Genomic DNA, 24,001 nt, shown 5'->3' with positions numbered 1-24,001 from the left:
ACGCGACAATACGAGGTCGGATGGCCGGCGGACCCGGATTGTGACGCAGAATTCAGTCACGTGACAGGAAAACCCGCCCGGCCTGCCGATACGCGGTGTATCGGGAGGTCGGGCGGGCTGTTGGTCCGTACTATCGCCCCGTCAGGCCGAGTTGGATCGCGGCGGGGATCCGGCCCGGAAGGCCGGACTCAGAGGGCCGGACTCAGAAGGTCAGGCTCCAGGAGTCGATCTTGCCGGTGTCGCCGCCGGCGTTGTCGTTGACGCGCAGCTTCCAGGTGCCGTTCGCGACCTCGGAGGAGGCGTTGACCGTGTAGACCTGGTTGATGTTGTCGGCGCTGCCGCCGGTCCGGTTGTGCACGGTGTAGACGGTGCCGTCGGGGGCGACCAGGTCGACCTTCAGGTCACCGATGTAGGTGTGGACGATGTTCACGCCGACCTTGAGGGTGGCCGGGGCGTTGCCGGTGACACCGGTGACGGTGACCGGGCTCTCCACGGTGGTGTTGTCACCGATCGCGAAGTCCGTGGTGTTCTCGAAGCCCGGGGTGGGCGGGGTCGAGGTCACGGCGGCCACGGTCGCGGCGGCGTCGGCGAGGCCGGTGCCGCAGCCGCCGGTGCAGGTGCCGGCCAGCGGGCGGGCGTTCGTCTTGATCGCGGACTCGATCTGGGCCGGGGTCAGCGCGGAGTTCGCCGACTTCAGCAGGGCGGCGAGGCCCGCGACGTGCGGGGCGGCCATGCTGGTGCCCTGGTAGGGCTCGTAGTTCTCGGCGCCGGGGGTGGTGGCGCCGGTGTTCAGGGTGGACCAGATGCCGTTCTCGGGCGTCGTGATGGTGCCGGGCGTGTCGGTGGCGCGGCGGGTCTCACCACCCGGGGCGGCGACGTCGATGATCGCGCCGTAGTTCGAGTAGAAGGAGCGGTCGCCGGTGCGGTTGCTGGAGGCGACGTTGATCACGTTGTTGCAGCTGGCGGGCGAGAAGCCGGCCGCGTCGGAGTTGCTGTTGCCGGCGGCGACGACGACGGTCGTGCCGCGGCCGACGGCGGCGTTGATGGCGTTCTGGTACGTGGCGGTGCAGGCGCCCGAGCCGCCGAGGCTCATGTTGATGACCTTGGCCGGGGTGGCGTTGGCCGGGACGCCCGAGACGGTGCCGCCGGAGGCCCAGGTGATGGCGTCGACGATGTCCGAGGTGGCACCGCCGCACTTGCCGAGCACGCGGACGGGCTGGATCTTCGCGCCGTACGCGATGCCGGCGATGCCCTTGGAGTTGCTCGTGGCGGCGGCGATGGTGCCGGCGACGTGGGTGCCGTGCCAGGACGAGTCACTGGCCTTGGAGCCGATGCCGCACTCGCCGGCCGCGCTCCAGTCACCCTGGTCGGCGGGGTTGTTGTCGCGGCCGTTGCCGTCACGGGCGGCGGTGGAGCTGGCGATGAAGTCGTAGCCCGCGACGGTGTTCGCGGCGAGGTCGGAGTGGGCGACGGAGCCGGTGTCGATCACGGCTACGGTGACGCCGGAGCCGGTGGTCGTGTCCCAGGCAGCCGGGACGTTCATGCCGGCGGTGGGCTCGAAGAGGTCCCACTGCTTGGCGTACTCGGTGTCATTGGGGGTGACGGCGAGTGCGTACGCGCGGGAGTCGGCCTCGACGTAGGCGACGTCGGGGTCGGCACGGAACTGGGCCATGACGGCGGCCGCGTCGGCCGGGGCGCCGAGGGTGACGAGGGCGGCTCCGGTTCCGAGGCGGCGCTCGAAGGTGGCCTTCTTCGAGGCCTTCTTGCCCTTGGCCGCCACGTCGGCGGCGGCGGCGGTGTTGGAGCCCGCCTCGGCGGCCGAGGCCTTGTAGCCGACGATGAGGTTCTCGACGGGGGCGGCGGCAGCGGGGGCGCCGGCGGCGGGGAGGGTCTGCGAGCCGGGGGAGGGATCCGCGGCGGACAGCGCCAGGGAGGTGGTGGCGGTGCCGGCGAGCAGGGTGACGGACATCGCCACCACGGATATGAGCCTGCGTCGACTGGATGCGTGCACGGTGTTCCCTTTCGCGGGCCGCCACAGAACGAGCCGGGACGGCCGGTTGGTGCAGTGTGGGAGGTTGACCGGCGGCCGCGGGACCGGAACGGGCTGGTCAAGCCCGCCCGGCCACCGCTGCTGCACACCACGTAGTCGCCCGCCGCGGCGTCGGGGCCGGGCAACGGTGGCACCGGCGAAGGACCGACCCAGAGCTTCGCGCCATGTGGGGTTGGCGCGGGGGCTGTTCGGACGGGGAGGATCGCCGGTGGGCAGACAGTAGGCAAAGCGGGGATGAACGCGATACGGGGAAAACCCTTGTCCGGACCCTGCCGGGGCCGCCGTAGGGTGTGGCCGGACCCCGACGGGCCCCGGCAAGCGGCCGTCCGGGAGGGAGACATGAGCAGGTCGGGGACGTGGCAGAGCTCCACCCGCCGGTCGAGCCCTACGACAAGGGGATGCTCGACGTCGGCGACGGGAACGTCATCTACTGGGAGGTCTGCGGCAATCCGGACGCAAAGCCCGCACTCGTGGTCCACGGCGGTCCGGGGTCGGGGTGCACCGAGCGCGCCCGGCGGCTCTTCGATCCGGCACGCTACCGGGTCGTCCTGTTCGACCAGCGCGGCTGCGGCCGCAGCACCCCGCACGCGAGCGATCCGGCGACCGACATGCGGCACAACACCACCGGCCACCTGGTCGCCGATGGTGCGCCTGGGAGGACGCGGTCCTGTCCGGGGAGACGAAGGGCGCCTCCCTCCCGTACACCGGCCGGCGGCCGGCGGCCGGGATCGCCCTCGTCCGGATCTGCTCGCACTGCTTCTCGCACGGGGCGTGGCTGGAGGAGGGCGAGCTGCTGCGCGGTGCCCACCGGCTGGCCGGGATCCCGGGTGTCCTGATCCACGGCCGGCTCGACATGGGCAGCCCCCTCGACACGGCCTGGGAACTGTCCCGCGCCTGGCCCGGCGTGGAGTTGACCGTGGTGGAGGAGGCGGGCCACACGGGCGGCCGTGCCACCCTCGGCCACGTGCTCCGCGCCCTCGACCGGTTCGCCCCGCTCAGCCGCCCGGTCGGTCCGCCGGCGGGTTGAGACGCCGGAAGTACGTCCAACTGGTCTCGTTCGGCTCCGTCAACTTCTCCGGGGCGTGGGCGAACTCCGGGTGGCGGGCCGCGACGTACGCGCGGGTCCGCTCCGGGACCTCCGCGTAGGAGGCGAGCTTGCGGCCCCAGCAGTGGAAGGCGAGCCCGCCGGGGCGCTGCCCCTGTTTCATCCAGGGGAGCCAGGGCGACATCCGGGTCCAGGACATGGTGGACGGGACGCTGGGCGCGTCGGTGGCGAGGACCGAGGCGGGGGCGAAGAACTGGAAGAGCTCCAGGGTCGCGTGCAGTTGGTTGATTGGCCCGGGCTTCATGGGCGATCCACTGATCCGCTGATCGCACTTCGGCCGTGTCCTGGTGGCTGGGCCTTCGTTGTACGGGGCAGAACGGCCTGCCGCATGGAGGTGGGCACCATGAGAATCCGCCCCGTGCCCAGGAAGCGACGCGGGGTCCCCGCCCCGCCCGGGTCCACACCGGGCGGAAAGCGTCCGGCGGGGCGGTAGCTGTAGCCACCGAATCGCCGCACCCAGCGGCGGCACAGGCGGCAGGCACCGCACACGATGAGCACCCCAGCCGCATCCAGCGGCACAGGCACGCGGCACACCGCAGGCGTCCACACCCTGCCCAGCACCACACGCCGCCTTCCCGGCAGACCTGAAACCCAGGCCCGCCGCAGGAAACCTAAGCTCATCAGAGACGCTGAAGCAGACCTGGTCGCCCAGTTCGGTCATGCGAACCGGAAGGGGCACCACCTCTGGTCGGGAGTCATGCCGGGTTCTGTGCGCGGTCGACCCGCGCCGAGCAAGGACCGGACCGGCCATGCGGCAGACCATGGCGGCGGAAAAATCTTTCCGCCGCCATGGTCTGCCGATCTAGTCTTCGGCCCATGCCATCGACAGTTCGACTCCTGATTCTCATCTCCACCCTCCCGGGCCGCGGCCGGGAGCAGATCGACGCCTACGAGCGCCTCGCGCCGGTCGTGCGGGCCGAAGAGGGTTGCGTCCGCTACGACATGCACCGGGTGAGCGGCGAGCCCGACCGGTTCGTCCTCGTCGAGGAGTGGGCCTCGCGGGCGGCCCTCGCCGCGCACGACGTCACCCCGCACATGCTCGAGGCGGACGCGGCGAGCCCCGCGTTCCGTGCGGGACCCGCGGAGGTGATCGAGCTCGACGGGGCGCCGCTGGCCTGAGGTTCAGCGGAGGTGGGCGCCGCCCGGGCCGAGGATTCCGATCTCGCGGGCGGCGCGCGGGGAGGACGCCCCGGTTGAGGGCTTCGGCGTACCGCAGTTCGGCGGCGGCCTCCCGCTCCTGGCCGCCGAGCCGGTACAGCCGGGCCCGTTCCACGTGGGTGAGCATGATCGCGCGTTCCTGCTGGGCGGGGCGGGAGGCCAGCGAGGCGTCCAGGGCCGCATGGGCCGCGGAGTGGTCTCCGAGCAGGCCGAGGACCACCGCCCGTTTGAACTCCAGGGCGGCCGGGCGGTAGGTGTGGAAGGGATCCGGCTCCGGCCAGGGCTTCGTAGGTCCAGCCGGTTTCCCTGATCAGGCGGTGCAGGCGGTGGTTGGCAGCGGGCACGGCGGTGGTGCTTCCTTGCGATGCGGGTCGCGCGAGAAGGGTGCTTTGCCGTATGAACAGCCAAATGGGGCAAAGGTTGCGGGCCCCTGGCCGCGGGGCCCGCGTGCAACAGCTTCAACGGATTGCGGCGCCCCGGCCGGGCGGTGACCGCCCTGCGGACGCCCGGTTGACGCAGGCGGGGGTGGGCGGCAACCGTGACCCGCATGGGGAACGAACGCCGACTGCTCACGCTGCTGATCTGCCTGGTGCTGGGCGCCGGGCTGACCGCCGCCGTGCTGGGGGCCGCGGGCGCGGGCGGGCCGCACCCGTCGGCGTCCGGGGCCGGTCCCGTGCCCGCCGACTTCGTGGACATCCGGGAGGTCCCGCCCGGGCCCCCCGAGCCCGCCGCGGCCGGTCCGCAGGCCTCCGCGGGGCGGGTGTCGGTGGATTGCGGACGCAACGAGGAGGGCCACTACAACGAGGACAACCTCGTCGTCTCCCCGGGACTGCGCTCCGGGGCCCACCACACGCACGGCTACGTGGGGAACCTGTCCACGGACGCCTTCTCCACCGACGCCTCCCTGGACGCGGCCGCCACCAGCTGCGCGGGCGGGGACCGTTCCACGTACTACTGGCCGGTGCTGCGCCGCACGGACCGGCCGGGAGACCGGCCGCACGAGGGGTCCGCGGGCCACGGCAACGCGGGGGCGGTCCTGCCGGAGGCTGCGGTGTCCGTGGAGTTCCTCGGCAGTCCGGTGAGCAAGGTGGTGGCGATGCCCCGGTTCCTGGGCGCGCTGACCGGTGACGCGGTGGCCTTCACCGCGGACTCCGACGAGGACGTACGGGCCCGCTGGGGCTGTTCGGGCTCCCCCGACCGGACCACCACCCGCTATCCGCGCTGCCGCGACGGCGAGCGCCTCACCCGTACGCTCACCTTCCCGAGCTGCTGGAACGGCCTGGACACCGGCAGCCCCGGCCACCGCTCGCACCTGCGCTTCCCGGCGGCGAACGGGGTCTGCCCCGAGGACACCTTCCCCGTGCCGCGCCTGCGGATCTCCCTCGCCTACGACGTGCCCGCGGGGGCGCCGATCGCGCTCGACTCCTTCCCCGAGCAGCGGCACAGCCCCAAAACGGACCACGGGATGTTCGTGAACGTGATGACCGGCCCGCGGATGGACGAGGTCGTGGACTGCCTCAACCAGGGGCGCACCTGCCGGACATGAGCGGCAGCGCGAACCACCGGCTCCCTGGTGACTCAGGTCACGTGAACCAGGTGCCCGTGCGTGGCGTGTTCTGACCGCACCAGAAAAGCGAGGAAGACGGAGAGGGTGAGATGGCCGGACCACTGTGGCCCCGCACTCGGCGGGGCTCGACCGACGAGGCATTGATCAAGTCCGTGTACGAGGAGCACGGTCACGCCCTGCTCGCGTACGCGACCCGGCTGACCGGGGACCGCGCCGCGGCCGAGGACATCGTCCAGGAGACCCTGATCAGGGCCTGGCGCCACTCCGAGGTCCTGGTGAACGGGAAGGGCTCCGTACGCGGCTGGCTGCTCACGGTGGCCCGCAACATCATCACCGACCGGTACCGGGCGAAGGCGGCCCGGCCCACGGAGGTGTCCGGATCGCCGGCACATCCGCCGGTCGAGGCGGACCACGCCGACGCGGTGGTGGACACGATGACCGTACTGGGGGCCCTGGACCGGCTGTCACCGGAACACCGGGACGTGCTGACGGAGTTGTACTACCGCCAGCAGAGTGTCGCCGAAGCGGCGGACGCCCTCGGCATCCCGGCCGGCACGGTGAAATCGCGCTCGCACTACGCGCTCAAGGCGCTCAGAGAAGTCTTCAGGGACAGCACACGCACGGGCGGCCCGTCTCCGCGGCCCGGCGGACTGCAGGAGGTGGTGGCATGAACGGGCAGCGGCACGAGGAGGAACTGCTCGGCCCGTACGTTCTCGGCGTCCTGGACGACGCGGAGGTCCGCCGGGTCGAGGAACACGTGGACGGTTGCGTGCAGTGCCGTCAGGAGGTGACGGCCTTGCGCGAGATGGAGGCGGCACTGGGCGAGGTGCCCCCCGAGGCGTTCCTCGACGGTCCACCGCAGGGCGGTGACCTGCTGCTCCAGCGCACCTTGCGCCAGATGCGCCAGGAGGTCGACGGGGCGCGGCGGCGCCGGACCGCGTTCACCGGACTTGCCGTGGCTGCCTCGCTGACCGCCGTCTTCTGGGCCGGTACGCAACTGGGCGGCGGGAGCACCGGCGTCGAGGCCCGGCCGAAGCCGACGGTCTCGGCCGAGCCGTCCGCGCCGGCCGCGGGGACCAAGGTGGCTTCCGCGACGGATGCGGGCACGGGCGCGCGGATGACCGTTCGGGTGACGCCCGCGGCCAAGTGGGTACGGGTGCACGCCGCGGTGACGGGGATCCCGGCGGGCGAGCGCTGCCGGATCGTCGTGGTCTCCCGGGACGGCACGCGCACCACGGCGGGCGGCTGGGTGGTGGGCTCCGCGGAGCACGGCGAGGGCAAGGGCGCGGCGCTGGACGGCTCGGCGGCGGTGGACCCGGCGGACGTCCGGGCGGTCCTGGTGGAGAACGAGTCGGGCACGGCGTTCGTGTCCGTACCGGTGCCCACGTAGCCGGGGCCCCGGCCCCGGCCCCGGCCCCGGCCCCGGCCCCGGCCGCAACGTGACGGAGCCCGGGAGCATGTCCAGCTCCCGGGCTCCAGCTTGCCACCCATTTGCGCACACCGGCGGCGTTTAAGAGCCGCGGGTCATTCTGAGATCGACGTGTTCTGCCGTTGAACTACAGCGCCACGCAAGAGGCGCCGAGGGGACTTGAACCCCCATCCGTCGATGATCGCCCGCACTCGGTCGATCCGGTGTTCGGCGGCGAATACTGAGACTGGAGCGAGAATCTGAGTTTGACGGGGCCGCCTCTGCCGGACTTGGGCCACCCCCGCACGTGTGCGGGGAGAGGGATTCGAACCCCCACCTGACACCCCTGAATCAGCTTCAACATCAGTTTCAGCTTGCGCTCATCGCGCACCCCCCGCTCGCGACGGGGGGCGAATGTGGGGCTACCCGAAGAGGTAGCCGAATACCGCGTCGCCGATGCGCTGGTCGGTGACCTCGGTGTTGTTCGCCTCTTCCCGGGCGAACTTGACGGACTGCTGGAGCTTCTCGACCCGGTCGAGGAGCTCGTTGACCCGCCGGGCGGGCAGCGCTCCGGAGAACTTCACGGTGGTCCAGTAACCGACCGCCACGTCCTCGTAGTACACCTCGACCTGCGCCGGGTGCTTCTCCGTGGCCTCGGCCTTCACGTGGTTGCGCGGGACCTTCTTCGTGCGGATGGTCCGTACCGCGTCCGTCTTCCAGGCGTCCGTCGAGGGGTCCAGGTTCCACGACTCGGAGGCATCGAGCACCGGCAGCTTGCGCACGAAGGTGTGCAGGTCGGTGAGCTGCTTCTCCAGGAACAGCAGGTACGGGACGGGCACCTGGGGCAGCAGGACCGTGCCGTCGACCACCACGTCCGCGACCGCGGACCGGTTCGCCCAGTCCTTCGTCGCGGTCACGTCGAAGAGCCGGGTGAGGGTCGAGGCGGTCGCCCGCAGGGCGTCCTCGGCCTTGATCTGGACCCGGGTGGACTCGGGCGGGAGCTGCTCGCCCTCCTCGTCCTTGGGCTGGTAGGTCCGGGAGATGCCGGCCAGCAGGGCGGGCTTCTGCACGTCCTGGTGAGCCTGGGTGAGCTCCTGGAGGGCCTTGGACTTGACGCCCTTTTCGACTGCGATGATCTGATTCAGCTTCGGCACACGGAGAACCTAACAACCGTGCCCCGTCAGCACATCCGATTAAATGCGCTGCCCCGCCCCTCCTGGATCGAGAGGGCGGGGCAGCGGCGGTCAGGCCAGGCGGACCGGGAGGTCGAAGAGGTCGTTCTGGGTGAGGATCGGCTTGTTGCGGAGCCCGGTCGCGGGGACGGCCAGGGCGAGGTCCGGGAAGCGGGCGTAGAGGGCCGGGAGGGCCACCAGGGCTTCCAGGCGGGAGAGGGCCGCGCCGGGGCAGACGTGGGGGCCGTGGCCGAAGGAGATGTGCCGGTTCGGGGTACGGGTGGCGTCGAACTCGCCCGCCGTCTCCCCGAACTGGGCCTCGTCGCGGCCGAGCGCGCCGAAGGAGACGATCAGGCCCTCGCCCTTGGGCAGGATCCGGTCGCCGACCTCCACGTCCTCGGTGGCGAAGCGGATCAGGACGTGCGAGGTGGGGCTGGACCAGCGCAGGGTCTCCTCGATGACGTTCTCCCAGGAGACCTCGCCCTTGAGGACGAGGGCGCGCTGCTCCGGGTGGGTCTCCAGGGCGACGACCGCGTTGACGATCAGGCTGATGGTGGTCTCGTGGCCGGCGGCGACGATCAGCTGGAGGGTGTTGGTGATCTCCTCGGTGGTGAGGTGGTCGCCGTCCTCCGAGGCCTCGATGAGGGCGCTGGTGAGGTCGTCGCCCGGGTTCTCGCGCTTGGCCTCGACGATGCGGGAGAAGAGCGCGCCGAGGTCCGCCATCATCTGCGGCACCTCCTCCGGCAGGGTCTGCGTCGAGAAGAACTTCTCGAACAGGGCCTTCAGGCGCGGGTGTTCCTCGGCGTCGACGCCCATCAGATCGCTGATGACGTTCATCGGCAGCGGGTACGCGAACTGCGCCTTGAGGTCGACGGTCTCGCCGGCCGGCAGCGCGGCCAGCTTGTCCAGCATGCCCGTGGTCAGCGCCTCGATGCCGGCGCGGAGCTTGTCCACCCGGCGTACGGTCAGGGCCTGCGCGACCAGGGTGCGCAGCCGGCGGTGGTCCTCGCCGTCCACGGTGAGCATCGAACGGCCGGGGTTGGCGAGGCCGATCAGCGGCCAGTCCATCGGGATCTCGCCGCGCTGCCAGGCGCCCCACACGTCGATGTCCTTGACGATCCGGGGATCGGTGAGCAGCTTGCGGGCCTCGGCGTGGTGCGTGACGGCGTACACGGCCACGTCACCGGGGAGGACCACCTGAACCAGGGGACCTGCGGCGCGCAGCGCGGCGCTCTCGGCGTCGAGGTCGGCGACGAACGGGTCCAGGACGATGGCCGCGGGGCCGGTGTGGTCGATCGGGCACGTCATCGGGTGGCTCCAAGGGCGGGGGTCGGGGTGTAGGTCACGGGAAGGGCGGTGAGGCCGCGCAGCCAGGGCGAGGGGCGGCGGGCCAGGTCCCCGGCGGGCCCGGCGAGGTCCACGTCGGGCAGCCGGTCGAGGAGCACCTCGATGCCGGTGCGCGCGATGACCTCGGCGACCTCCTGTGCGGGGAAGGGGCAGCGGTGCTCGCCGTGCCCGAAGGAGAAGAAGGCGTTGTTGCCGCCGGTCAGCGCTCCGGCGTCGGTGCGCACGTGCGGGTCGGTGTTGGCGGCGCCGATGCCGAGCAGGACGAGGTCGCCGCCGGCGATGCGCTGTCCGCCCAGGTGGGTGTCGCGGGAGGTCCAGCGGCCGGCCACGTTCTGGGTGGGGGTGTCCTCCCACAGCACCTCGTTCATGGCTTCGCCGACGCTGTGCCGGCCGCCCGCGAGGGAGGCGGCGAAGCGGTCGTCGGTGAGCATGAGGCGCAGGGAGTTGCCGATCCAGTCGGCCGTGGGCTGGTGGCCCGCGGCCATCATGACCATGAGGTCCTGGGCGACTTCCTCCACGGTGAAGCCGGACCGGTTGGCGAGCATCCGGGAGACCACGTCGGGTCCGGGCTCGGCGAGCTTGGCGGAGAGCAGCGCGAACATCGACTCGGCGAGGTGGCTCTGGCCCTCCAGGGCGCCCTCCCGCCCGTTGATCATGTCGTTCATGGCGCGCACGAGTCCGGGGCCCTGCGCGTCGGAGAACCCGTACAGGCGGGCGAGGACGCGCAGCGGGAGCAGCATGGCGTACTCGCCGACGATGTCGCAGGAACCCTTGCCGCACAGTTCGTCGATCAGCTCGTCGGCGAACCGCTCGGCGTGCCCCTTGAGTTCGAAGGGGTCGACGGCTTCGAGGGCCTCGGAGATGACGGCGGCCCGCTCGCGGTGGCGTTCCCCGACGGTGTAGAGGATCGACGGCTGGCGGCGGCCGATCATCGGGAGCAGCGGCCAGTCGGCGGGGATCCGGTCCCACTGGTTCCACAGCTCGGAGTCCCGGGAGAAGAGCACGGGGTCGCTGGTGACCTGGTGCAGTTCGCGGTAGCCGAGGACCAGCCAGGCCGGTACGTCTCCGTCGAGGACGACCGGGGCGACGGCGCCGTGCTCGCGGCGCATCTCGCGGTACAGCTCGGCGGGGTCGGTCTGGAACCGGGGGCCGCCGAGGTAGACGGGCTGGTGCTCGGGGGCGGCGGGGCAGGTCACGGGGTGGGCTCCGGGGTCTGGGACAGGGGGCTCTGCCGGCGGCTCGGCCGGGTGCTCGACAGTGCGGCCGTCTGGAGGTGCTGGACGAGGGAGATCAGGACCTGCTTGCTGGACTCCCGGGAGCGGGCGTCGCAGAACACCAGCGGGATGCCGTCCGGCAGGTCGAGAGCGGCGCGGATCTGCTCCGGGGTGTGCGCGGGGCCGCCGAAGTCGTTGCAGGCCACGACGAAGGGCGTGCCGTGGTGTTCGAGCCGGTCGATGGCGTACCAGGAGTCCGCCAGGCGCCGGGTGTCGACGAGGACGACGGCGCCGAGGGTGCCGGAGAAGAGCCGGTCCCACAGGAACCAGAACCGCTCCTGGCCGGGGGCGCCGAACAGGTAGAGCACGTTGCGGGCGTCGAGGGTGATGCGCCCGAAGTCGAAGGCCACGGTGGTGGCGCTCTTCCCGGCGATGCCGTGGGTGTCGTCCACGGCCTCTCCGGCCTTGGTCATGGTCTCTTCGGTGTTCAGCGGGCGGATCTCGCTGACCGAGCGGACCATCGTGGTCTTGCCGACGCCGAAACCGCCCACGATGACGATCTTCAGTCCGTTGTCGGCCGTGCTGCGCAGTGCCTGGCGGGGCCGGAGCGGTTCGGTGGCCCGGTACTCGGTGGGCGGGGTCGGCGACGCGGCTTCGGGGATCGTCGCGTCAGAGATTGCGGAGTCCAACGAGCACCTGCTCCAGGATGTCGGGGTCGGTAAAGCTGTATGCCGAGTTCGCCGTACGCGGGTGCCGGGCGCGGATCCGTCCGGTGGCGAGCAGGTCGGCCAGCAGGATCCGTACGATCGACACCGGCAGTCCGAGCTCGGCCGCGATCTCCACGACGGCCGTCGGGAACTGGCACATCCGCAGGATCGCCGCGTGCTCGGACTGCATGCCGGGCACCGGATCGCTTTCGGCGACGACGAGGGTGACCAGGTCGAAGACGTCGGATCCGGAGCGGCTGCGGCCACCGGTGAGGGTGTAGAGCCGGTCCGGTGAATCGTCCCGGCCGGGCCGGGGCCGGCTCATCCCCGGGGCCTGGCGATGAGGTGTTCGCCGAGCTGCTCGACCAGTTCGGACATGTTGTGGCCGACGAGTCCGGCGTCGGCGTCCTCGTTCGCGACGAGCGCGAGGTGCGCACCCTCGCCGGCCTCGACGATGAACAGGATCCCGCCGTAGAACTCGGTCATGGCCGAGCGGACTCCGCCGGTTCCGTCGCCGAACTCGATGGACGCCCCGTGGGACAGGCTCTGGATGCCGGCGGCGATCGCGGCGAGCTGGTCGGCCTGGTCGACGGAGAGCTCGGGCGTGCGGCACAGCTTGAGGCCGTCGCGGGAGAGCACGAGGGCGTGGCGGGCGCCCGGTGTGCGCTCGAGGAGGCCTTCGAGGAGCCAGTTGAGCGTCTCGTCGGTGGTGAAGCCGGTCATGATCGCGTGTTGCCTTCCGGGTCTGGGGTGTGCGCGGGCTGCTGCTCGTCGCCGGGGGCGCCGGCGCTGCCCGGGGCCGCTTCGCCCGAGGCTGCTTCGCCCGGGGCCGCGGCGCCGCGGACGGCCTGGCGGAAGCTGCCGAACCGCGCGGCCGACCGGGACGCCCCGCCGGGCGCGGAGGCCGTGGTGGAGGCCGTGGGCGAGGCGGTACGGGTCTCGGTGCCCGCGCCGTCCGTGCCCTCGGGGTGGGCCGCTGCCAGGGTCCGGCCGCGGCGGCGCTGGGGCAGGCCGCTGTCGCCGAAGTGCGGGTGCCCGCCGGTGGATTCGGACGCGGCGTCGGCGCCCGTACCGGTTCCGGTGCCCGTACCGGCGCCGGTGTCCGCTGCGCCGGGGACCGCGGTCCCGCCGTCCGTCGTCGCCGTACGGTCCTGCGCGCGGACGGTGTCGTCCCGGCCGGCGGCGGTGTCGTGCACGGCCTCGGGCTCGGGCTCGGCCGCGGCGGGGACTTCGGGCGCTGCGGGAGCCTCCTGCGCGACCCGGGCGGACGGCTGCGCCGGGATGGCGAGCGGCGCGGAGGGGGCTTCGGCGGGCGTGCGGCTGATGAGCTCCTGCGGGAGCATCATCAGCGCGCCCGTACCGCCGCGGGCGGAGGGCCGGAAGGAGACGGTCAGTCCGTGCTTGCGGGCGAGCCGGCCGACGACGGCGAGGCCGAGCCGGGTGCCGGACAGTCCGGCGAGGTCCAGGGAGGCGGCGGTCACGGCCTGTTCGGCGCGGCGCAGCTGGACCTCGCTCATGACGAGGCCGCTGTCCTCGACGGTGATGACGATCCCGGACGGCACCTCCTCGACGTAGACGTGGACCTCGGCGGTCGGCGGGGAGAAGTTGGCCGCGTTGTCGAGGAGTTCGGCGAGGGCGTGCATGACGCCCTCGGCCGCGTGCCCGGCGACGGCGGCGTCGCTGGTGGAGTGGAGCCGGACCCGCTGGTAGCCGCCGATGCGGCCCATCGCGCCGCGCAGGATGGACTCCATGACGATCGGCTTCGCCCAGCGGCGGCCCGAACGGGCCCCGGTCAGTACGGCGATGGAGTCGGCGAGGCGGCCGGCCTGGGCGGTGCGGTGGTCGAGGTGGAGCAGGTCGCCGAGGACGTCCTCGTCGGCGTGCCGGTGCTCCATGTCGCGCAGGTCGGCGAGCATCCCCGTGGCCAGGGCCTGCATCCGGCCGGCCGCGTTGGCGGCCGCGGCCATGGCGGCGGCCCGGCCGGACTCGGCGCGGCGCAGCTCACCGCCGAGCCGCTCGCGGGAGGCGTTCTGGGCGGCGGCCAGCCCGTCGAGCTCGGCGGCGTGCGCGCCTGCCAGGTGTTCCAGCGCGGCTGCGTGGTCACCCGTCAGCCGCTCCAGTTCGGCGGTGTGTTCGCCGGTCAGCCGGGAGCGTTCGGCGGTGCGTGCGGCCGCGTCACGGGTCGCGTCGGCGATCAGCCGGGCGATGTGCCCGTCACGGGCGGCCAGTTCGGCGCTCAGGCCGGAGATGCGGCCGCGCTGCGTCCGGGAGGTGCGCGCACACCAGGTCACGGCGAAGGCCGCGACCGCCAGCAGCAGGACGCCCGCGCCGGCGAACCAGCCGAGGGCGGTCGCGATGGACGACGGGGCCGCGGCCACCGCCGCCGTGGTGAGCGCGCCACCGGCGACTGCGGTGATCAGCAGGGCCAGCGCGGAGGGGCGAAGGGGGGAGGGCGACGCCGTCATCAATCAAAGCCTCATACCGGGCGTAAATGGAGGAGAAGGTTCCTGGCAACGAGGCATCACTATAGGAGAGTTGTTGATCGCTTTGGGCAGCCTCTGACAAGTTTTCCGCTCAACCGCGGCCGGTAAGTGTCCTTCTGTAGCGCTTTGGACAGATGGGAAATCGCGAGCTCGCGACATCCGGTCCACCCGCATCTCGGTGGCCGGACGGTGCCGGACGGTGGCCGGACGGCGAAGACCCGCCCCGGCGGCGTCCTTGCGGGTCGCTGCGTACGCGGACCGATCATCACATTGCGGCCCATGACATCCTGTGACGTCACAACTCGCCGGACGGGATCGGCGGACGTCCGGGGAATATGGGGAAGGTCCATGAGGCTCTGCTTCCTGGTGGAGGAGCACTACCGCCACGACGGCATGCCGAACGAGGTGGTCCGGCAACTGAAGGCCTGGGGCCACCGGGTGGAGGTGCTGCGGCCCGGCGGTTCGCTGCTGAGGATGAGCGAGGCGGTGGATGCCGGCGCCCATGACGCCTGGGTCCTCAAGACGGTGTCCGGCGGGCCGGGGCTGACCCTGCTCGAAGCCGCCGCAGCGGCCGGTGCGACGACCGTCAACGACGCCCGCGCGATCCGGGGCGTACGGGACAAGGCGCTGGCCGCCGCCATCGGGCGCGGCCGGGGGCTGCCGCTGCCGCGGACGTACGCGGCGGCCCGGCCGGAGCTGCTGGCCGAGATCCCGGCGTCGGAGTACCCACTGGTCGTCAAACCCGCCGACGGCAGCTCCGGACGGGCCGTGCACCTGGTCTCCTCGCCGGAGCGGCTGGTCGCGATGCTTCCCGAACTGGCCGGCGAGGGCATGCTCGTCGCCCAGCCGTACGTGCCGAACTCGGGCACCGACCTCAAGGTGTACGCGGTCGGCGGGGAGCTCTTCGCCACCGAGCGCCGCTCCCCCCTGCATCCGGACACCTCCGTGCCGGAGCGCCTCGTCCCGCTGTCCGCCGAGATCGCGGAGATCGGCGCGCGGGTCGGTGAGGTGTACGGACTCGACCTGTACGGGGTGGACGTGCTGCTGGGGCCCGAAGGGCCGGTGGTCGTGGACGTGAACGACTTCCCGAGCTTCCGTCAGGTCCCCGACGCGGCGGCCCGGGTGGCCCGCGCGGTCCTGGACCTCGCGCGGGGCGGCGGCTGCCCGAGGCCCGTACCCGGGGCCCGAGCGCGGGCCGTGTCCGCCCTTCCGCGCCCGTCCGGCCCGGCGGTCTCGATCCCGGTCCAGGCCACGGCCGGCACCGGCACCGGCACCGGCACCGCGGGGGCCGCGGCCGTGGCTGGCGTCGCGGCCCTGAAGGCCCTGACGGCCCTGACGGCGACCGCGGGCGGCGCGGCCGTCCCCCCGGCCTCCACGGGGGACCCGGCATGAGGATCGGCCTGATCACGGACAACCCCGGGCATCCGCTGCTCTCGGCGGCGGCCGGCCTCCTCCGGGCCGCCGGACACGGGGTGGAGCTGCTGGATCCCGGCGCGCCGAACGCGGCCTCCGCGGCACCGGCCGACGTCTACCTCCTCAAGGCACACACCCCTCCCGGGCTGGAACTGGCCCGGCGCCTGGAGCGGCTCGGGGCGCCGGTGGTCAACTCCGCCGCCGCGACCACGCTCTGCCAGGACCGCACCCTGATGGCGGAGCTGGCGGTGCGGGCCGGGCTGCCGTTCGCGGGAACCCGTACCGTCGGCGCGCTCGCGCGGTGGGCGGCCGGTGCGGCGCTGGTCGCCCCCGTGGTCGTCAAGAGCCGCCACAGCCGCCGCGCGGACCTCGTGGCCCGGGTCGACGACACGGTGCGCCTCGGGGAGTTGGCGGACGACTGGCCCGACGAGCCGGTGGTGGTCCAGGACTTCGCCCCGAACAGCGGCTGGGACCACAAGCTCTGGGCGATCGGAGACCGCGTCTTCGCCGCCCTGCGCCGTTCGGAACTCTCCCCGGAGGGCCGCGGCCCGACCCTGCCGCTGCCCCGGCTCCCGGAGGGCTGGGCCGAACTGACCCGCCGGGCCGGCGAGGTCTACTCCCTGGACGTCTACGGCGTCGACATCATCGCCACGGCCGACGGATCCCCCCTGATCGTGGACGTCAACGCCTTCCCCGGCATCCGCAACCAGCCGGGCGCCCCCGAAGCCCTGGCAGACCTGACCCTGCGCCGGGCCAAGGGATAGGCCGTCTCTTTCGGATCAGAGGGGCTGCAGGCGGGTGCGCAGGAGGCAGAACTCGTTGCCCTCCGGGTCGGACAGGGTGTGCCAGCTCTCGGCGCCCGTCTGGCCGATGTCCACCGGACGGGCGCCGAGGGCGAGCAGGCGCTCCAGCTCGGCGTCCTGGTCGCGGTCGACGGGGTTGACGTCGATGTGCAGGCGGAGCTTCCCCCGCCGCGGGTCGCTGCTCGGGCTGAGGACGAGGGTGGGCTGCGGGCCTCCGAAACCGGCGCCCGGCGGTCCGATCTCGATGCTTCCGTCGTCCTCCCGGGAGAGCTCCACGTAGCCGAGGGCCTCGCTCCAGAACGCGGCGAGGCGCTCGGGGTCGGCGCAGTCGATGACCAGCTCACTGATGCGGCTTACCATGCCCGCCAGTGTACGGAGACGTCCCGGGAGCCGGTCCGGCTACTTGATGACCTCGACCTTCTTCTCGGGGCCGACAAGGGAGCCCGGGGCGGCGGATCAGGCGAGTGGAGGCGGTCGGCTTGCGCGCGGTGGTGTTCGAGCGGTTCGGGGAGTCCGGCGAGGTGCGGGAGGTGGCCGATCCGGTGCCGGCCGGCGGCGGCGTGGTCGTACGGGTCGAGGCGACGGGGCTGTGCCGCAGTGACTGGCACGGGTGGATGGGGCACGATCCGGACATCACGCTCCCGCACGTGCCCGGCCACGAACTGGCCGGTGTGGTCGAGGCGGTGGGCCCGGGAGTCGCCAACTGGCGTACCGGGGACCGGGTGACGGTGCCCTTCGTCTGCGCGTGCGGCAGCTGCGCCGAGTCCGCCGCCGGGCAGCACCAGGTGTGCGCCCGGCAGACCCAGCCGGGATTCACGCACTGGGGGTCCTTCGCCGAGTACGTGGCCCTGGAGCATGCCGACGTCAATCTGGTGGCCGTGCCCGAGGAGCTCTCGTACGACACCGCGGCCGGGCTCGGCTGCCGGTTCGCGACGGCCTTCCGGGCCGTCGTCGCGCAGGGGCGGGTGGCGCCGGGCGAGTGGGTCGCCGTCCACGGCTGCGGCGGAGTGGGGCTGTCGGCCGTGATGATCGCGGTGGCGGCGGGAGCCCGCGTGGTGGCCGTGGACACCGCGCCGGCGGCGCTGGAGCTGGCACGGGCCTTCGGGGCCGCGCACTGCGTGGATCCGGGGCGGGGCGATGCGGCCGGGGCCGTACGGGAGTACACGCGCGGCGGTGCGCACCTGTCGCTCGACGCACTGGGTTCCGCGGCCACGGCGTCGGCGTCGGTGGCAGGGCTGCGCCGGCGCGGGCGGCACGTACAGGTCGGGCTGCTGCCCGCGGCGCGGGGGGCCGCGGTGCTGCCGATGGAGCGGGTCATCGGGTGGGAGCTGGAGATCCTCGGCAGCCACGGGATGGCTGCGCACGCCTACCCGCCGATGATGGAACTGGTCCGCTCCGGAGCGCTGCGGCCGGACCTGCTGGTCACCTCCACGATCCCGCTCGACCGGGCGCCGGCCGCGCTGGCGGCGATGGGCTCGGCGCCGGGACCGGGAATCACGATCATCCGGCCGGGCGCCTGACGACAGGCCCCCGGCGCGGAACTGAGCCCGGCGGCCGGGCTCCTGGGCCCGCGGGGCTTGTGGTGCGGGGAAGGCATGGCTACATTCGCTGATTACACGTGTAAGCACGAGATATGGCCACGCCACAACCGGCCAAAAGCCGCATGCCCCTGCACGCGCCACTCCTTACCCGCACCCCTTCGTTCCCCTCGTTCTCCTCGTTTCCCTCGTTCCCCTCGTTCCCTCGTCACCCCTCTTTTCCCCCGCCGCGAGAGGCAGCTCAGCCATGTCCACGATCCCCGTCGGCCCACCCCTCGAAGCCGGCGCACCCGCGTCCGCGACGGACCCTGGCAGCAGGCGCACCGGCACCCTCGCCCTCGGAATCGCGCTCCTCGGATCCGCCGCCGCGCTCGCGCTCGTCGTCCGCAGGGACGTCGCACGGCCGCCCTTCCAGGGCTTCGACGACCGCTGGCTGACCTGGATGGGCGGACCGCACGAGGGGCTGCCCTCCGTGGTCGCCACGCTGCTGAACTGGTTCGGGGGCCCGGTGGGCGCCGTCGTTCCGCTCACCCTGCTCGCCTTCCTGCTCGTCCGGCGGCGCTGGGTGTCGGCGGGATTCCTCTTCCTCGTCTACATGGCCGGGAACATGCTCGTCGTGCAGGGGCTCAAGCACCTGGTGGACCGGCCGCGCCCGGAGAATCCGCTGGTCCGGGTCGACCACGGCTCCTTTCCCTCCGGGCACGCGGCCAGTGCGGCGCTCCTGGTCGTCATCGTCGGCGCGCTCCTCGTCCCGGCCGCCAGGCGCCGGGCCTGGTGGATCGGCGGCGCGGTGTTCACGTTGGCGATGATGTGGAGCCGCACCTGGCTGCACGCGCACTGGCTCAGCGACACCGCCGCCGGGGCGGTGGCCGGCGCGGGGGCAGGCCTGGTCGCCTGGTGGCTCTGTGCTCCGGCGCTGGCCCGGGAGGCCGGGCGGGGCGCGGAGCGTGCACGCGGCCGGCGGCGGTCGGCAGAAGCGCAATCCCCCGCCCACTGACGGCAGGGGCGACTGTACGGCTACACGTGCGGGCTCCCCGGCCCGGCGGCCGTCCGGTGGCGGCGCATCAGCAGCGCGGTCAGGACGGCCGCGAGGGCGGCGACCGCGAGCAGGCCCCCGAGCGCGAGGATCCAGACCGGGAGGCCGCCGGCCGTGAGCAGCTCGTCGGTGTACTCCACCCGGCGGTACGGGGCGTCCACGGCGGCGGCGCGCAGTTCGTGGTCGCCGTCGATCCGGGACGGGACCGGGAAGCTCTGGTCGATCGCCGTCAGGAACACCGGCTCCGCGCCCGCGAATTCGGCGACCGGTCCCGTCGGGGTGATCCGCCCGGCGAAGGTCACCTCGGGCGCGTTGCCGCCGATCGCGGAGACGGGTTCCATGCGGTGCTCCGCCAGGACGTACAGGCCCAGGGACTGGGCGGTGGCGGCCAGCCGGGACAGCCGCATCGGGTAGACCAGCCGGTCGCTCTCGAAGCGGATCAGGAGCGGGTCCAGGGTGCCGCGCAGGGTGGTGCCCGGCTCCCGGGGGGCGAGCCGTACGGCGACGTACTCCCAGCGCTGGTCCACGTACGGCTCCAGCTCGGCGGAGAGGCGCTCGGGGAGCACGAAGCCGTTGGCCTCGAGCCAGTCGCCCAGCGCGTCGGGGTCGGTGGCGGTCAGGCGGGCCACGTCGAAGTCGCCGAGGCGCTCCCGGCCGATGACGCCGACCCGCGGCTCACCGCTGCCGGGCGGCAGCGCTCCGGCCGCGTCCCCGCGGCCGGAGTCGAAGGGCCAGTCCCCATCGCGCGGCCAGAAGTAGCCGCGGGTCCGGTACTCCGGTCCGGTCAGGTCCACCAGCTGGGAGAACAGCCCGCCGTCGCCGAGGCGCACCGTGGCCCGCCCCGGGACCGGCATGATCCAGGCGGCCCGCTCGGCGTCGCCGCCGACCGTGAACCGCATCGCCACCTGTTCGGTCCGGCCGTCCCAGCGGACCACGGAAGCCTCCCGGGAGACTCCGATCCGGGAGCTGCCGTCGGGGACCATGGCCCCGCAGCCGCAGGCGTGGGCCGGACCGACGAGGGACCCCACCTGGGTCGCGAGCAGTGCGAACAGCAGGAGTCCGATCCTTCGCCTGATCCACGTGGCCGCCCGCACCCTCGGCGTCCGCAGCCTTACCGCCCGCGCCCTTGCCGCCCAACCCCTTGCCGCCCAGCCTCTTGCCGTCCGCACCGTCTCCCCCACGCTCCTCGTTCAGCCCCGCCCGGGGGCGCGTTCACCCGTCGGCCGGTCCACCCCGGGGCCCGTCCGCCCCGGTCTCAGACGGCCGGCGCCGCGATCCGGTTCCGGCCACCTGTGCGCCACCTGCCGGTCACCTGCTCCTGTCACGCTGCGGGCACCCCAGAGTTGTATATACAACTTTCCCGAGCTTCGCAGGAGCCACGATGTCCGTACCGGCGATCACCCGCCCGCCCGCGCCCTGGCTGCGCGACAACTGCCCCTGCGCCGAGTGCCGTGACCCGCGCACCGGCCAGAAGCTGTTCCAGATCACCGAGCTCCCCGCCGGCCTGGCCGTCGGCGCCGTGCGCGAAGCGCCCGCCCCCGACGGCGGGCCCGGCTGGGAGGTGGAGTGGCAGCCGGACGGCCACCGCTCCGTGTACCCGGCCCGCTGGCTCGACGCCCACGCCCCGGACGGACCGGCGTACCGCGCGGCCGGGGACGGGCGGACCGAGGCGGACAAGGAGCTGTGGGCGGCGGCCGACCTGGACGGGCGGATCCCGGAGGCCGGCTGGGACGCGTACATCAGCTCCCGCGAGGTCCGCGAGCAGGTCCTCGACGGCGTGGTCCGGCTGGGCTTCGCCCTCCTGCGGGAGGTCCCGTGCCGGGACCGGATGGTGCTGGACGTGGCCCGCACCTTCGGCTTCGTCCGCGAGACGAACTACGGGGAGCTCTTCGAGGTCCGCGTGGAGGCCGACCCCAACAACCTGGCCTTCACCGGCGCGCTGATCACCCCGCACACCGACAATCCCTACCGGGATCCCGTACCGACCCTCCAGCTGCTGCACTGTCTGCGCAACGAGGCCCGGGGCGGCGATTCCGGTCTGGTCGACGGCTTCCACGCCGCCGCGCTGCTGCGCGCGCGGGAACCGGAGGCCTTCGAGGTGCTGACCCGGGTACCGGTGGAGTTCGCCTTCGCCGACGCGCACTGCGAACTGCGGGCCCACCGGCCGCTGATCGACGTGGACCCGCTCGGGCGGATCCGCGAGGTCCGCTTCAACAACCGCTCCATCTCCACGCTGCACCAGCCCGCGGGGGTGCTGGAGGAGTTCTACGCGGCCTACCGCCTCTTCGGCGAGCTGCTGGAGGGGCCCGGACTGCGGCTCGACTTCCGGCTCGCGCCCGGCGACTGCGTGGTCTTCGACAACACCCGTCTGCTGCACGCCCGTACCGCCTTCGCCGAATCGGGCGGACGCCACCTCCAGGGGACGTACGCCGATCTCGACGGGCTGCTCTCCACCCTTGCCGTCCTGCGCCGCGAAGGAGCCTCCGCGTGAACGCCCCCGACACCACCGTCCCCTACGACACCCCCGGCTCCGGCGCCATCGACGCGCTGGCCCGCCTCTTCGAGGGCGAGGGCAGCGCCGAGTACTTCGGCGAGGCCGTCACCCAGGCCGGGCACATGCTCCAGGCCGGGGCTCTCGCCGAAGCCGCCGGGGCCCCCGCCCACCTGGTGGCGGCCGCGCTGCTGCACGACATCGGGCACTTCCACGGAACCGTGACCGGCCGCGACCTGATGGAGGGCGGGCAGGACAACCGGCACGGCCACACCGGGGCCGACTGGCTGGCCCGGTGGTTCGGGCCGGAGGTGACCGAGCCGGTCCGGCTGCACGTGGCCGCCAAGCGCTACCTGTGCACGGCCGAGCCGGGCTACTTCGACCTGCTCTCGGAGGCCTCCGTCCACACCCTGCGCGTCCAGGGCGGCCCGATGACCGCCGAGCAGGCGCGGGCGTTCGAGGCGCTGCCGGGGGCGGCCGACGCGGTGGCCGTGCGGCGCTGGGACGAGCAGGCCAAGGACCCCGAGCTTGCCACCCCGGACTTCGACCACTTCCGGCCGCTGCTGGAGGCCCTGCTGATCAAGAACGCCTGATCACGAACTGATCAGGAGCCGAGCAGGCGGCCCAGCGCGCTGGCGGCGGTGGTATGCACGGTGAAGGCGACCGTCCCCGGCAGGTAGCGGTCCTGCGACCACTCCACCGGGACCCCCGCCGGGTCGGTGGAGCGGCGCCGTTCGCGCAGCAGGGCCTCGCCCGCCGGGCAGCCCAGCAGCCGCGCGTCGTCGGCGTCGGCCACCGCGATGTCGATGGTGTGGTGGGCGTCGGCGAAGAGGACTCCGTGCCGGGCGAGTTGCTCGGAGTACGAGACCGTGTCCGGCGGCATGTCCGCGACCAGGGCGCCGACGGGCTCCGGGTACGTAGTGCGCTCCACCATCACGGGGGCCCCGGACAGGGTGCGCAGCCGCAGGACGCGGTACACGGGGGCGCCCGCGTCGATCCGTAGCTGCTCCGACTCCTCGGCGCCGGCCTCGCCGCGGTCCACGGCCACGGTCCGCCCTCCGGGCTCCTCACCGAGCGAGCGGGCCCACCGGGTGAAGCTACGGAGCTCCGCGACTCCCCCGGCCTCCCCCGCGCCGCCGCCGAGGACGACCCGGCGGGTGCCGCGCCGCGAGGTGATCAGCCCGTCGGTGCGCAGGGCGGCGAGGGCCTGGCGCACCGTACCCCTGGAGACGCCGTAGCGGCGGGCGAGTTCGTCCTCGGCGGGCAGTCGCGCGCCCGATCCGTACTCGCCCGCCGTGATGGCGGTCCGCAGGTCCCCGGCGACCTTCAGGTAGAGCGGTGTCCTGGGTGCCGGGTCGCGCGGTGCCTCGTTCACGGACCCAGCCTGTCATGGCCGGGGCGAGGCGAAAGGCCCGGGAGGTCGGGACCTTTCACCCGGTATTGAGATGATGCCGGTCGTCTAAATTCGAACCGTGACCGGAAGGACCGGTGGCCGTGGCCCGGCCCGCGCAGGCGGCTGCCGCGCACCAACGCGTAGAGGAACCACCCATGTTCGGCATGACCATCGACACCGCTCCCGACACCGCCACCGACACCGGCGGCCCGGCGCTGCGCCTCGACCCCGCGGGCGGTCCGTTCAGCGCGCTCGCGGCGGTCCGGATCCGGGTTCCGGCGGGCGGGACGATCCCGGCCCACGCGCACGGGACGTCCGAGCTGTTGCTCACCGGCGTCGCCGGAACGGTGGAGGCCTCGTGCGGGTGCGGTGCCAAGACGGTGGCTCCGGGCACCTTCGCGATGCTGCCGGCCGGCAAGGAGATCACCCTGGTCAACCACGGCACCGAGCCGGCGACGGTCCTGGCGGTGTTCTCGCAGAGCGAGTTCACCGAGGGGCTGCCGCGCGCCGCGGCGAAGGGCTGTGGCTGTCAGGGGCACGGCGGCTGATTCCCTGGTCCCCTCCGGGCAGGCCGCTCTGGACTGGCCACTGGCTTGATCCCATACTTCTCCCGTGAGAACGACGGAGAAGCAGCCCCGCACCAGCCCGCTGGTGCCCGACGCAGTGGCCCGGGAGATCGCCCGGCACGACTGGAACTCCATCGAATGCGGCTGCGGCCGCCCGGCCGGTCATCTCGGTCATCTCGCGGACACCTTGTGGGACGCGGCCGAGGGGCACCCGGCCGCGTTCCGCGCCTTGGAGGGCCACGCCTTCCACCAGGGCGTGCTGCGGCCGCCCGCCCCTGCGGTGTGCGGGGTCCTGATGGCCGTCTGGTTCGCCGGCCCGCCCCGGCAGTCGACGCGCGAGGCCCTGCTGTGGGCGCTGCTGCGCCTCCTCGGCGCGGAGGACGACGGTTCCTCGCACGAGGCCGGCCTGTACGGCCAGTGCGCCGCGCACATCCGCTCCGGCCTGCCCGGACTGCGCGACACGGCGTCCCGGCGCCCGGGCTCCGAATCGGCCGCCTACGCGGAGGGAATCCTGAGCCTGCTCGACCTCATGGACTAGACCGTCCCTCTC

The 24,001-nt window shown here is 73.1% G+C and carries 23 protein-coding genes and 3 pseudogenes; 13 read left to right on the top strand and 13 right to left on the bottom strand.

What is annotated here, in order from left to right; genetic code table 11:
- Window positions 1–202 precede the first annotated feature (202 nt).
- A complete protein-coding gene (locus tag MTF69_RS10975; RefSeq protein ID WP_243333248.1) occupies window positions 203–1,969 on the bottom strand; it encodes a S8 family serine peptidase in 1,767 nt (588 codons plus the stop codon).
- 479 nt (window positions 1,970–2,448) lie between these two features.
- Here MTF69_RS10975 and MTF69_RS10970 point away from each other — a divergent pair.
- Window positions 2,449–3,077, top strand: a pseudogene (locus MTF69_RS10970) (alpha/beta fold hydrolase).
- Here the strand turns inward: MTF69_RS10970 and MTF69_RS10965 are convergent.
- Window positions 3,046–3,372 (bottom strand): annotated as a pseudogene (locus MTF69_RS10965) (DUF1838 family protein); the annotation flags it as partial. The pseudogenes MTF69_RS10970 and MTF69_RS10965 sit on opposite strands and share 32 nt — an antisense overlap.
- Before the next feature lie 599 nt (window positions 3,373–3,971).
- On the opposite strand from MTF69_RS10965, the gene MTF69_RS10960 reads away from it, so the two are divergent.
- From MTF69_RS10960 to MTF69_RS10945, 4 genes are all read left to right on the top strand, one after another.
- On the top strand, window positions 3,972–4,274 hold the full coding sequence (locus MTF69_RS10960) for a putative quinol monooxygenase (RefSeq protein ID WP_243333052.1): 303 nt from the start codon (window positions 3,972–3,974) through the stop codon (window positions 4,272–4,274).
- 586 nt (window positions 4,275–4,860) lie between these two features.
- Window positions 4,861–5,859, top strand: coding sequence for a DUF1996 domain-containing protein (locus tag MTF69_RS10955; protein WP_243333051.1), 999 nt, complete (start codon window positions 4,861–4,863; stop codon window positions 5,857–5,859).
- Between the two features lie 110 nt (window positions 5,860–5,969).
- Window positions 5,970–6,551 (top strand): sigma-70 family RNA polymerase sigma factor, encoded by a 582-nt coding sequence (locus tag MTF69_RS10950; RefSeq protein WP_243333049.1) that lies wholly within the window; start codon window positions 5,970–5,972, stop codon window positions 6,549–6,551.
- Entirely contained in the window at window positions 6,548–7,270 is a 723-nt protein-coding gene (locus MTF69_RS10945) for a zf-HC2 domain-containing protein (protein ID WP_243333047.1), read from the top strand. The genes MTF69_RS10950 and MTF69_RS10945 overlap by 4 nt, the downstream gene beginning before the upstream one ends.
- Window positions 7,271–7,598: 328 nt before the next feature.
- Here the strand turns inward: MTF69_RS10945 and MTF69_RS10940 are convergent.
- From MTF69_RS10940 to MTF69_RS10905, 8 genes and pseudogenes are all read right to left on the bottom strand, one after another.
- Window positions 7,599–7,686, bottom strand: a pseudogene (locus tag MTF69_RS10940).
- 24 nt (window positions 7,687–7,710) lie between these two features.
- Window positions 7,711–8,442, bottom strand: coding sequence for a hypothetical protein (locus tag MTF69_RS10935; RefSeq protein ID WP_243333045.1), 732 nt, complete (start codon window positions 8,440–8,442; stop codon window positions 7,711–7,713).
- 90 nt (window positions 8,443–8,532) lie between these two features.
- Window positions 8,533–9,768: a cytochrome P450 gene (locus MTF69_RS10930; protein ID WP_243333043.1), complete on the bottom strand. Its 1,236-nt coding sequence runs from the start codon at window positions 9,766–9,768 to the stop codon at window positions 8,533–8,535.
- Entirely contained in the window at window positions 9,765–11,003 is a 1,239-nt protein-coding gene (locus MTF69_RS10925; protein ID WP_243333041.1) for a cytochrome P450, read from the bottom strand. The genes MTF69_RS10930 and MTF69_RS10925 overlap by 4 nt, the downstream gene beginning before the upstream one ends.
- A complete protein-coding gene (locus MTF69_RS10920; protein WP_374322707.1) occupies window positions 11,000–11,710 on the bottom strand; it encodes an ATP/GTP-binding protein in 711 nt (236 codons plus the stop codon). The genes MTF69_RS10925 and MTF69_RS10920 overlap by 4 nt, the downstream gene beginning before the upstream one ends.
- Window positions 11,691–12,053, bottom strand: a complete 363-nt coding sequence (locus MTF69_RS10915; RefSeq protein WP_243333039.1) for a DUF742 domain-containing protein — start codon at window positions 12,051–12,053, stop codon at window positions 11,691–11,693. Before MTF69_RS10915 ends, MTF69_RS10920 begins: the two co-directional genes overlap by 20 nt.
- Window positions 12,050–12,451, bottom strand: coding sequence for a roadblock/LC7 domain-containing protein (locus MTF69_RS10910; RefSeq protein ID WP_243333037.1), 402 nt, complete (start codon window positions 12,449–12,451; stop codon window positions 12,050–12,052). Before MTF69_RS10910 ends, MTF69_RS10915 begins: the two co-directional genes overlap by 4 nt.
- Window positions 12,448–14,193, bottom strand: a complete 1,746-nt coding sequence (locus MTF69_RS10905; protein WP_243333035.1) for a sensor histidine kinase KdpD — start codon at window positions 14,191–14,193, stop codon at window positions 12,448–12,450. Before MTF69_RS10905 ends, MTF69_RS10910 begins: the two co-directional genes overlap by 4 nt.
- Before the next feature lie 366 nt (window positions 14,194–14,559).
- Between MTF69_RS10905 and MTF69_RS10900 the strand changes: the two genes are divergently transcribed.
- Both MTF69_RS10900 and MTF69_RS10895 read left to right on the top strand, forming a co-directional pair.
- Window positions 14,560–15,603: a RimK family alpha-L-glutamate ligase gene (locus MTF69_RS10900; protein ID WP_243333033.1), complete on the top strand. Its 1,044-nt coding sequence runs from the start codon at window positions 14,560–14,562 to the stop codon at window positions 15,601–15,603.
- Window positions 15,600–16,388 (top strand): RimK family alpha-L-glutamate ligase, encoded by a 789-nt coding sequence (locus MTF69_RS10895; RefSeq protein ID WP_243333031.1) that lies wholly within the window; start codon window positions 15,600–15,602, stop codon window positions 16,386–16,388. The genes MTF69_RS10900 and MTF69_RS10895 overlap by 4 nt, the downstream gene beginning before the upstream one ends.
- Window positions 16,389–16,403: 15 nt before the next feature.
- On the opposite strand, the gene MTF69_RS10890 is transcribed toward MTF69_RS10895, so the two are convergent.
- The gene (locus MTF69_RS10890) at window positions 16,404–16,787 is read right to left on the bottom strand and encodes a VOC family protein (RefSeq protein ID WP_243333028.1); all 384 of its coding nucleotides are present in this window, start codon (window positions 16,785–16,787) and stop codon (window positions 16,404–16,406) included.
- Between the two features lie 119 nt (window positions 16,788–16,906).
- Here MTF69_RS10890 and MTF69_RS10885 point away from each other — a divergent pair, with 119 nt between their 5' ends.
- On the top strand, window positions 16,907–17,947 hold the full coding sequence (locus tag MTF69_RS10885; protein WP_243333025.1) for a zinc-dependent alcohol dehydrogenase family protein: 1,041 nt from the start codon (window positions 16,907–16,909) through the stop codon (window positions 17,945–17,947).
- 265 nt (window positions 17,948–18,212) lie between these two features.
- Complete coding sequence (locus MTF69_RS10880) at window positions 18,213–18,962, top strand: phosphatase PAP2 family protein (protein ID WP_243333023.1); 750 nt, start codon at window positions 18,213–18,215, stop codon at window positions 18,960–18,962.
- Between the two features lie 20 nt (window positions 18,963–18,982).
- Here the strand turns inward: MTF69_RS10880 and MTF69_RS10875 are convergent, their stop codons facing one another.
- Window positions 18,983–20,095, bottom strand: a complete 1,113-nt coding sequence (locus tag MTF69_RS10875) for a DUF2330 domain-containing protein (protein WP_243333021.1) — start codon at window positions 20,093–20,095, stop codon at window positions 18,983–18,985.
- Between the two features lie 287 nt (window positions 20,096–20,382).
- Between MTF69_RS10875 and MTF69_RS10870 the strand changes: the two genes are divergently transcribed.
- Window positions 20,383–21,492 (top strand): TauD/TfdA family dioxygenase, encoded by a 1,110-nt coding sequence (locus tag MTF69_RS10870; RefSeq protein ID WP_243333019.1) that lies wholly within the window; start codon window positions 20,383–20,385, stop codon window positions 21,490–21,492.
- Entirely contained in the window at window positions 21,489–22,085 is a 597-nt protein-coding gene (locus MTF69_RS10865) for a phosphonate degradation HD-domain oxygenase (protein ID WP_243333017.1), read from the top strand. The genes MTF69_RS10870 and MTF69_RS10865 overlap by 4 nt, the downstream gene beginning before the upstream one ends.
- 11 nt (window positions 22,086–22,096) lie before the next feature.
- Here the strand turns inward: MTF69_RS10865 and MTF69_RS10860 are convergent, their stop codons facing one another.
- Window positions 22,097–22,867 carry a GntR family transcriptional regulator gene (locus MTF69_RS10860; RefSeq protein ID WP_243333015.1) on the bottom strand — a complete coding sequence of 257 codons (771 nt, stop codon included), beginning with the start codon at window positions 22,865–22,867 and terminating at the stop codon, window positions 22,097–22,099.
- A gap of 173 nt (window positions 22,868–23,040) precedes the next feature.
- Between MTF69_RS10860 and MTF69_RS10855 the strand changes: the two genes are divergently transcribed.
- Entirely contained in the window at window positions 23,041–23,433 is a 393-nt protein-coding gene (locus tag MTF69_RS10855; protein ID WP_243333013.1) for a cupin domain-containing protein, read from the top strand.
- Window positions 23,434–23,497: 64 nt separating this feature from the next.
- Window positions 23,498–23,989, top strand: coding sequence for a hypothetical protein (locus MTF69_RS10850; protein ID WP_243333012.1), 492 nt, complete (start codon window positions 23,498–23,500; stop codon window positions 23,987–23,989).
- Window positions 23,990–24,001 lie beyond the last annotated feature (12 nt).

This window comes from Streptomyces sp. AP-93 (assembly GCF_022808175.1).
In the GTDB taxonomy this organism is placed as follows: domain Bacteria; phylum Actinomycetota; class Actinomycetes; order Streptomycetales; family Streptomycetaceae; genus Streptomyces.
The sequence above is the reverse complement of the archived record's forward strand: the minus strand, read 5'-3'. Positions and strand labels throughout refer to the sequence as shown.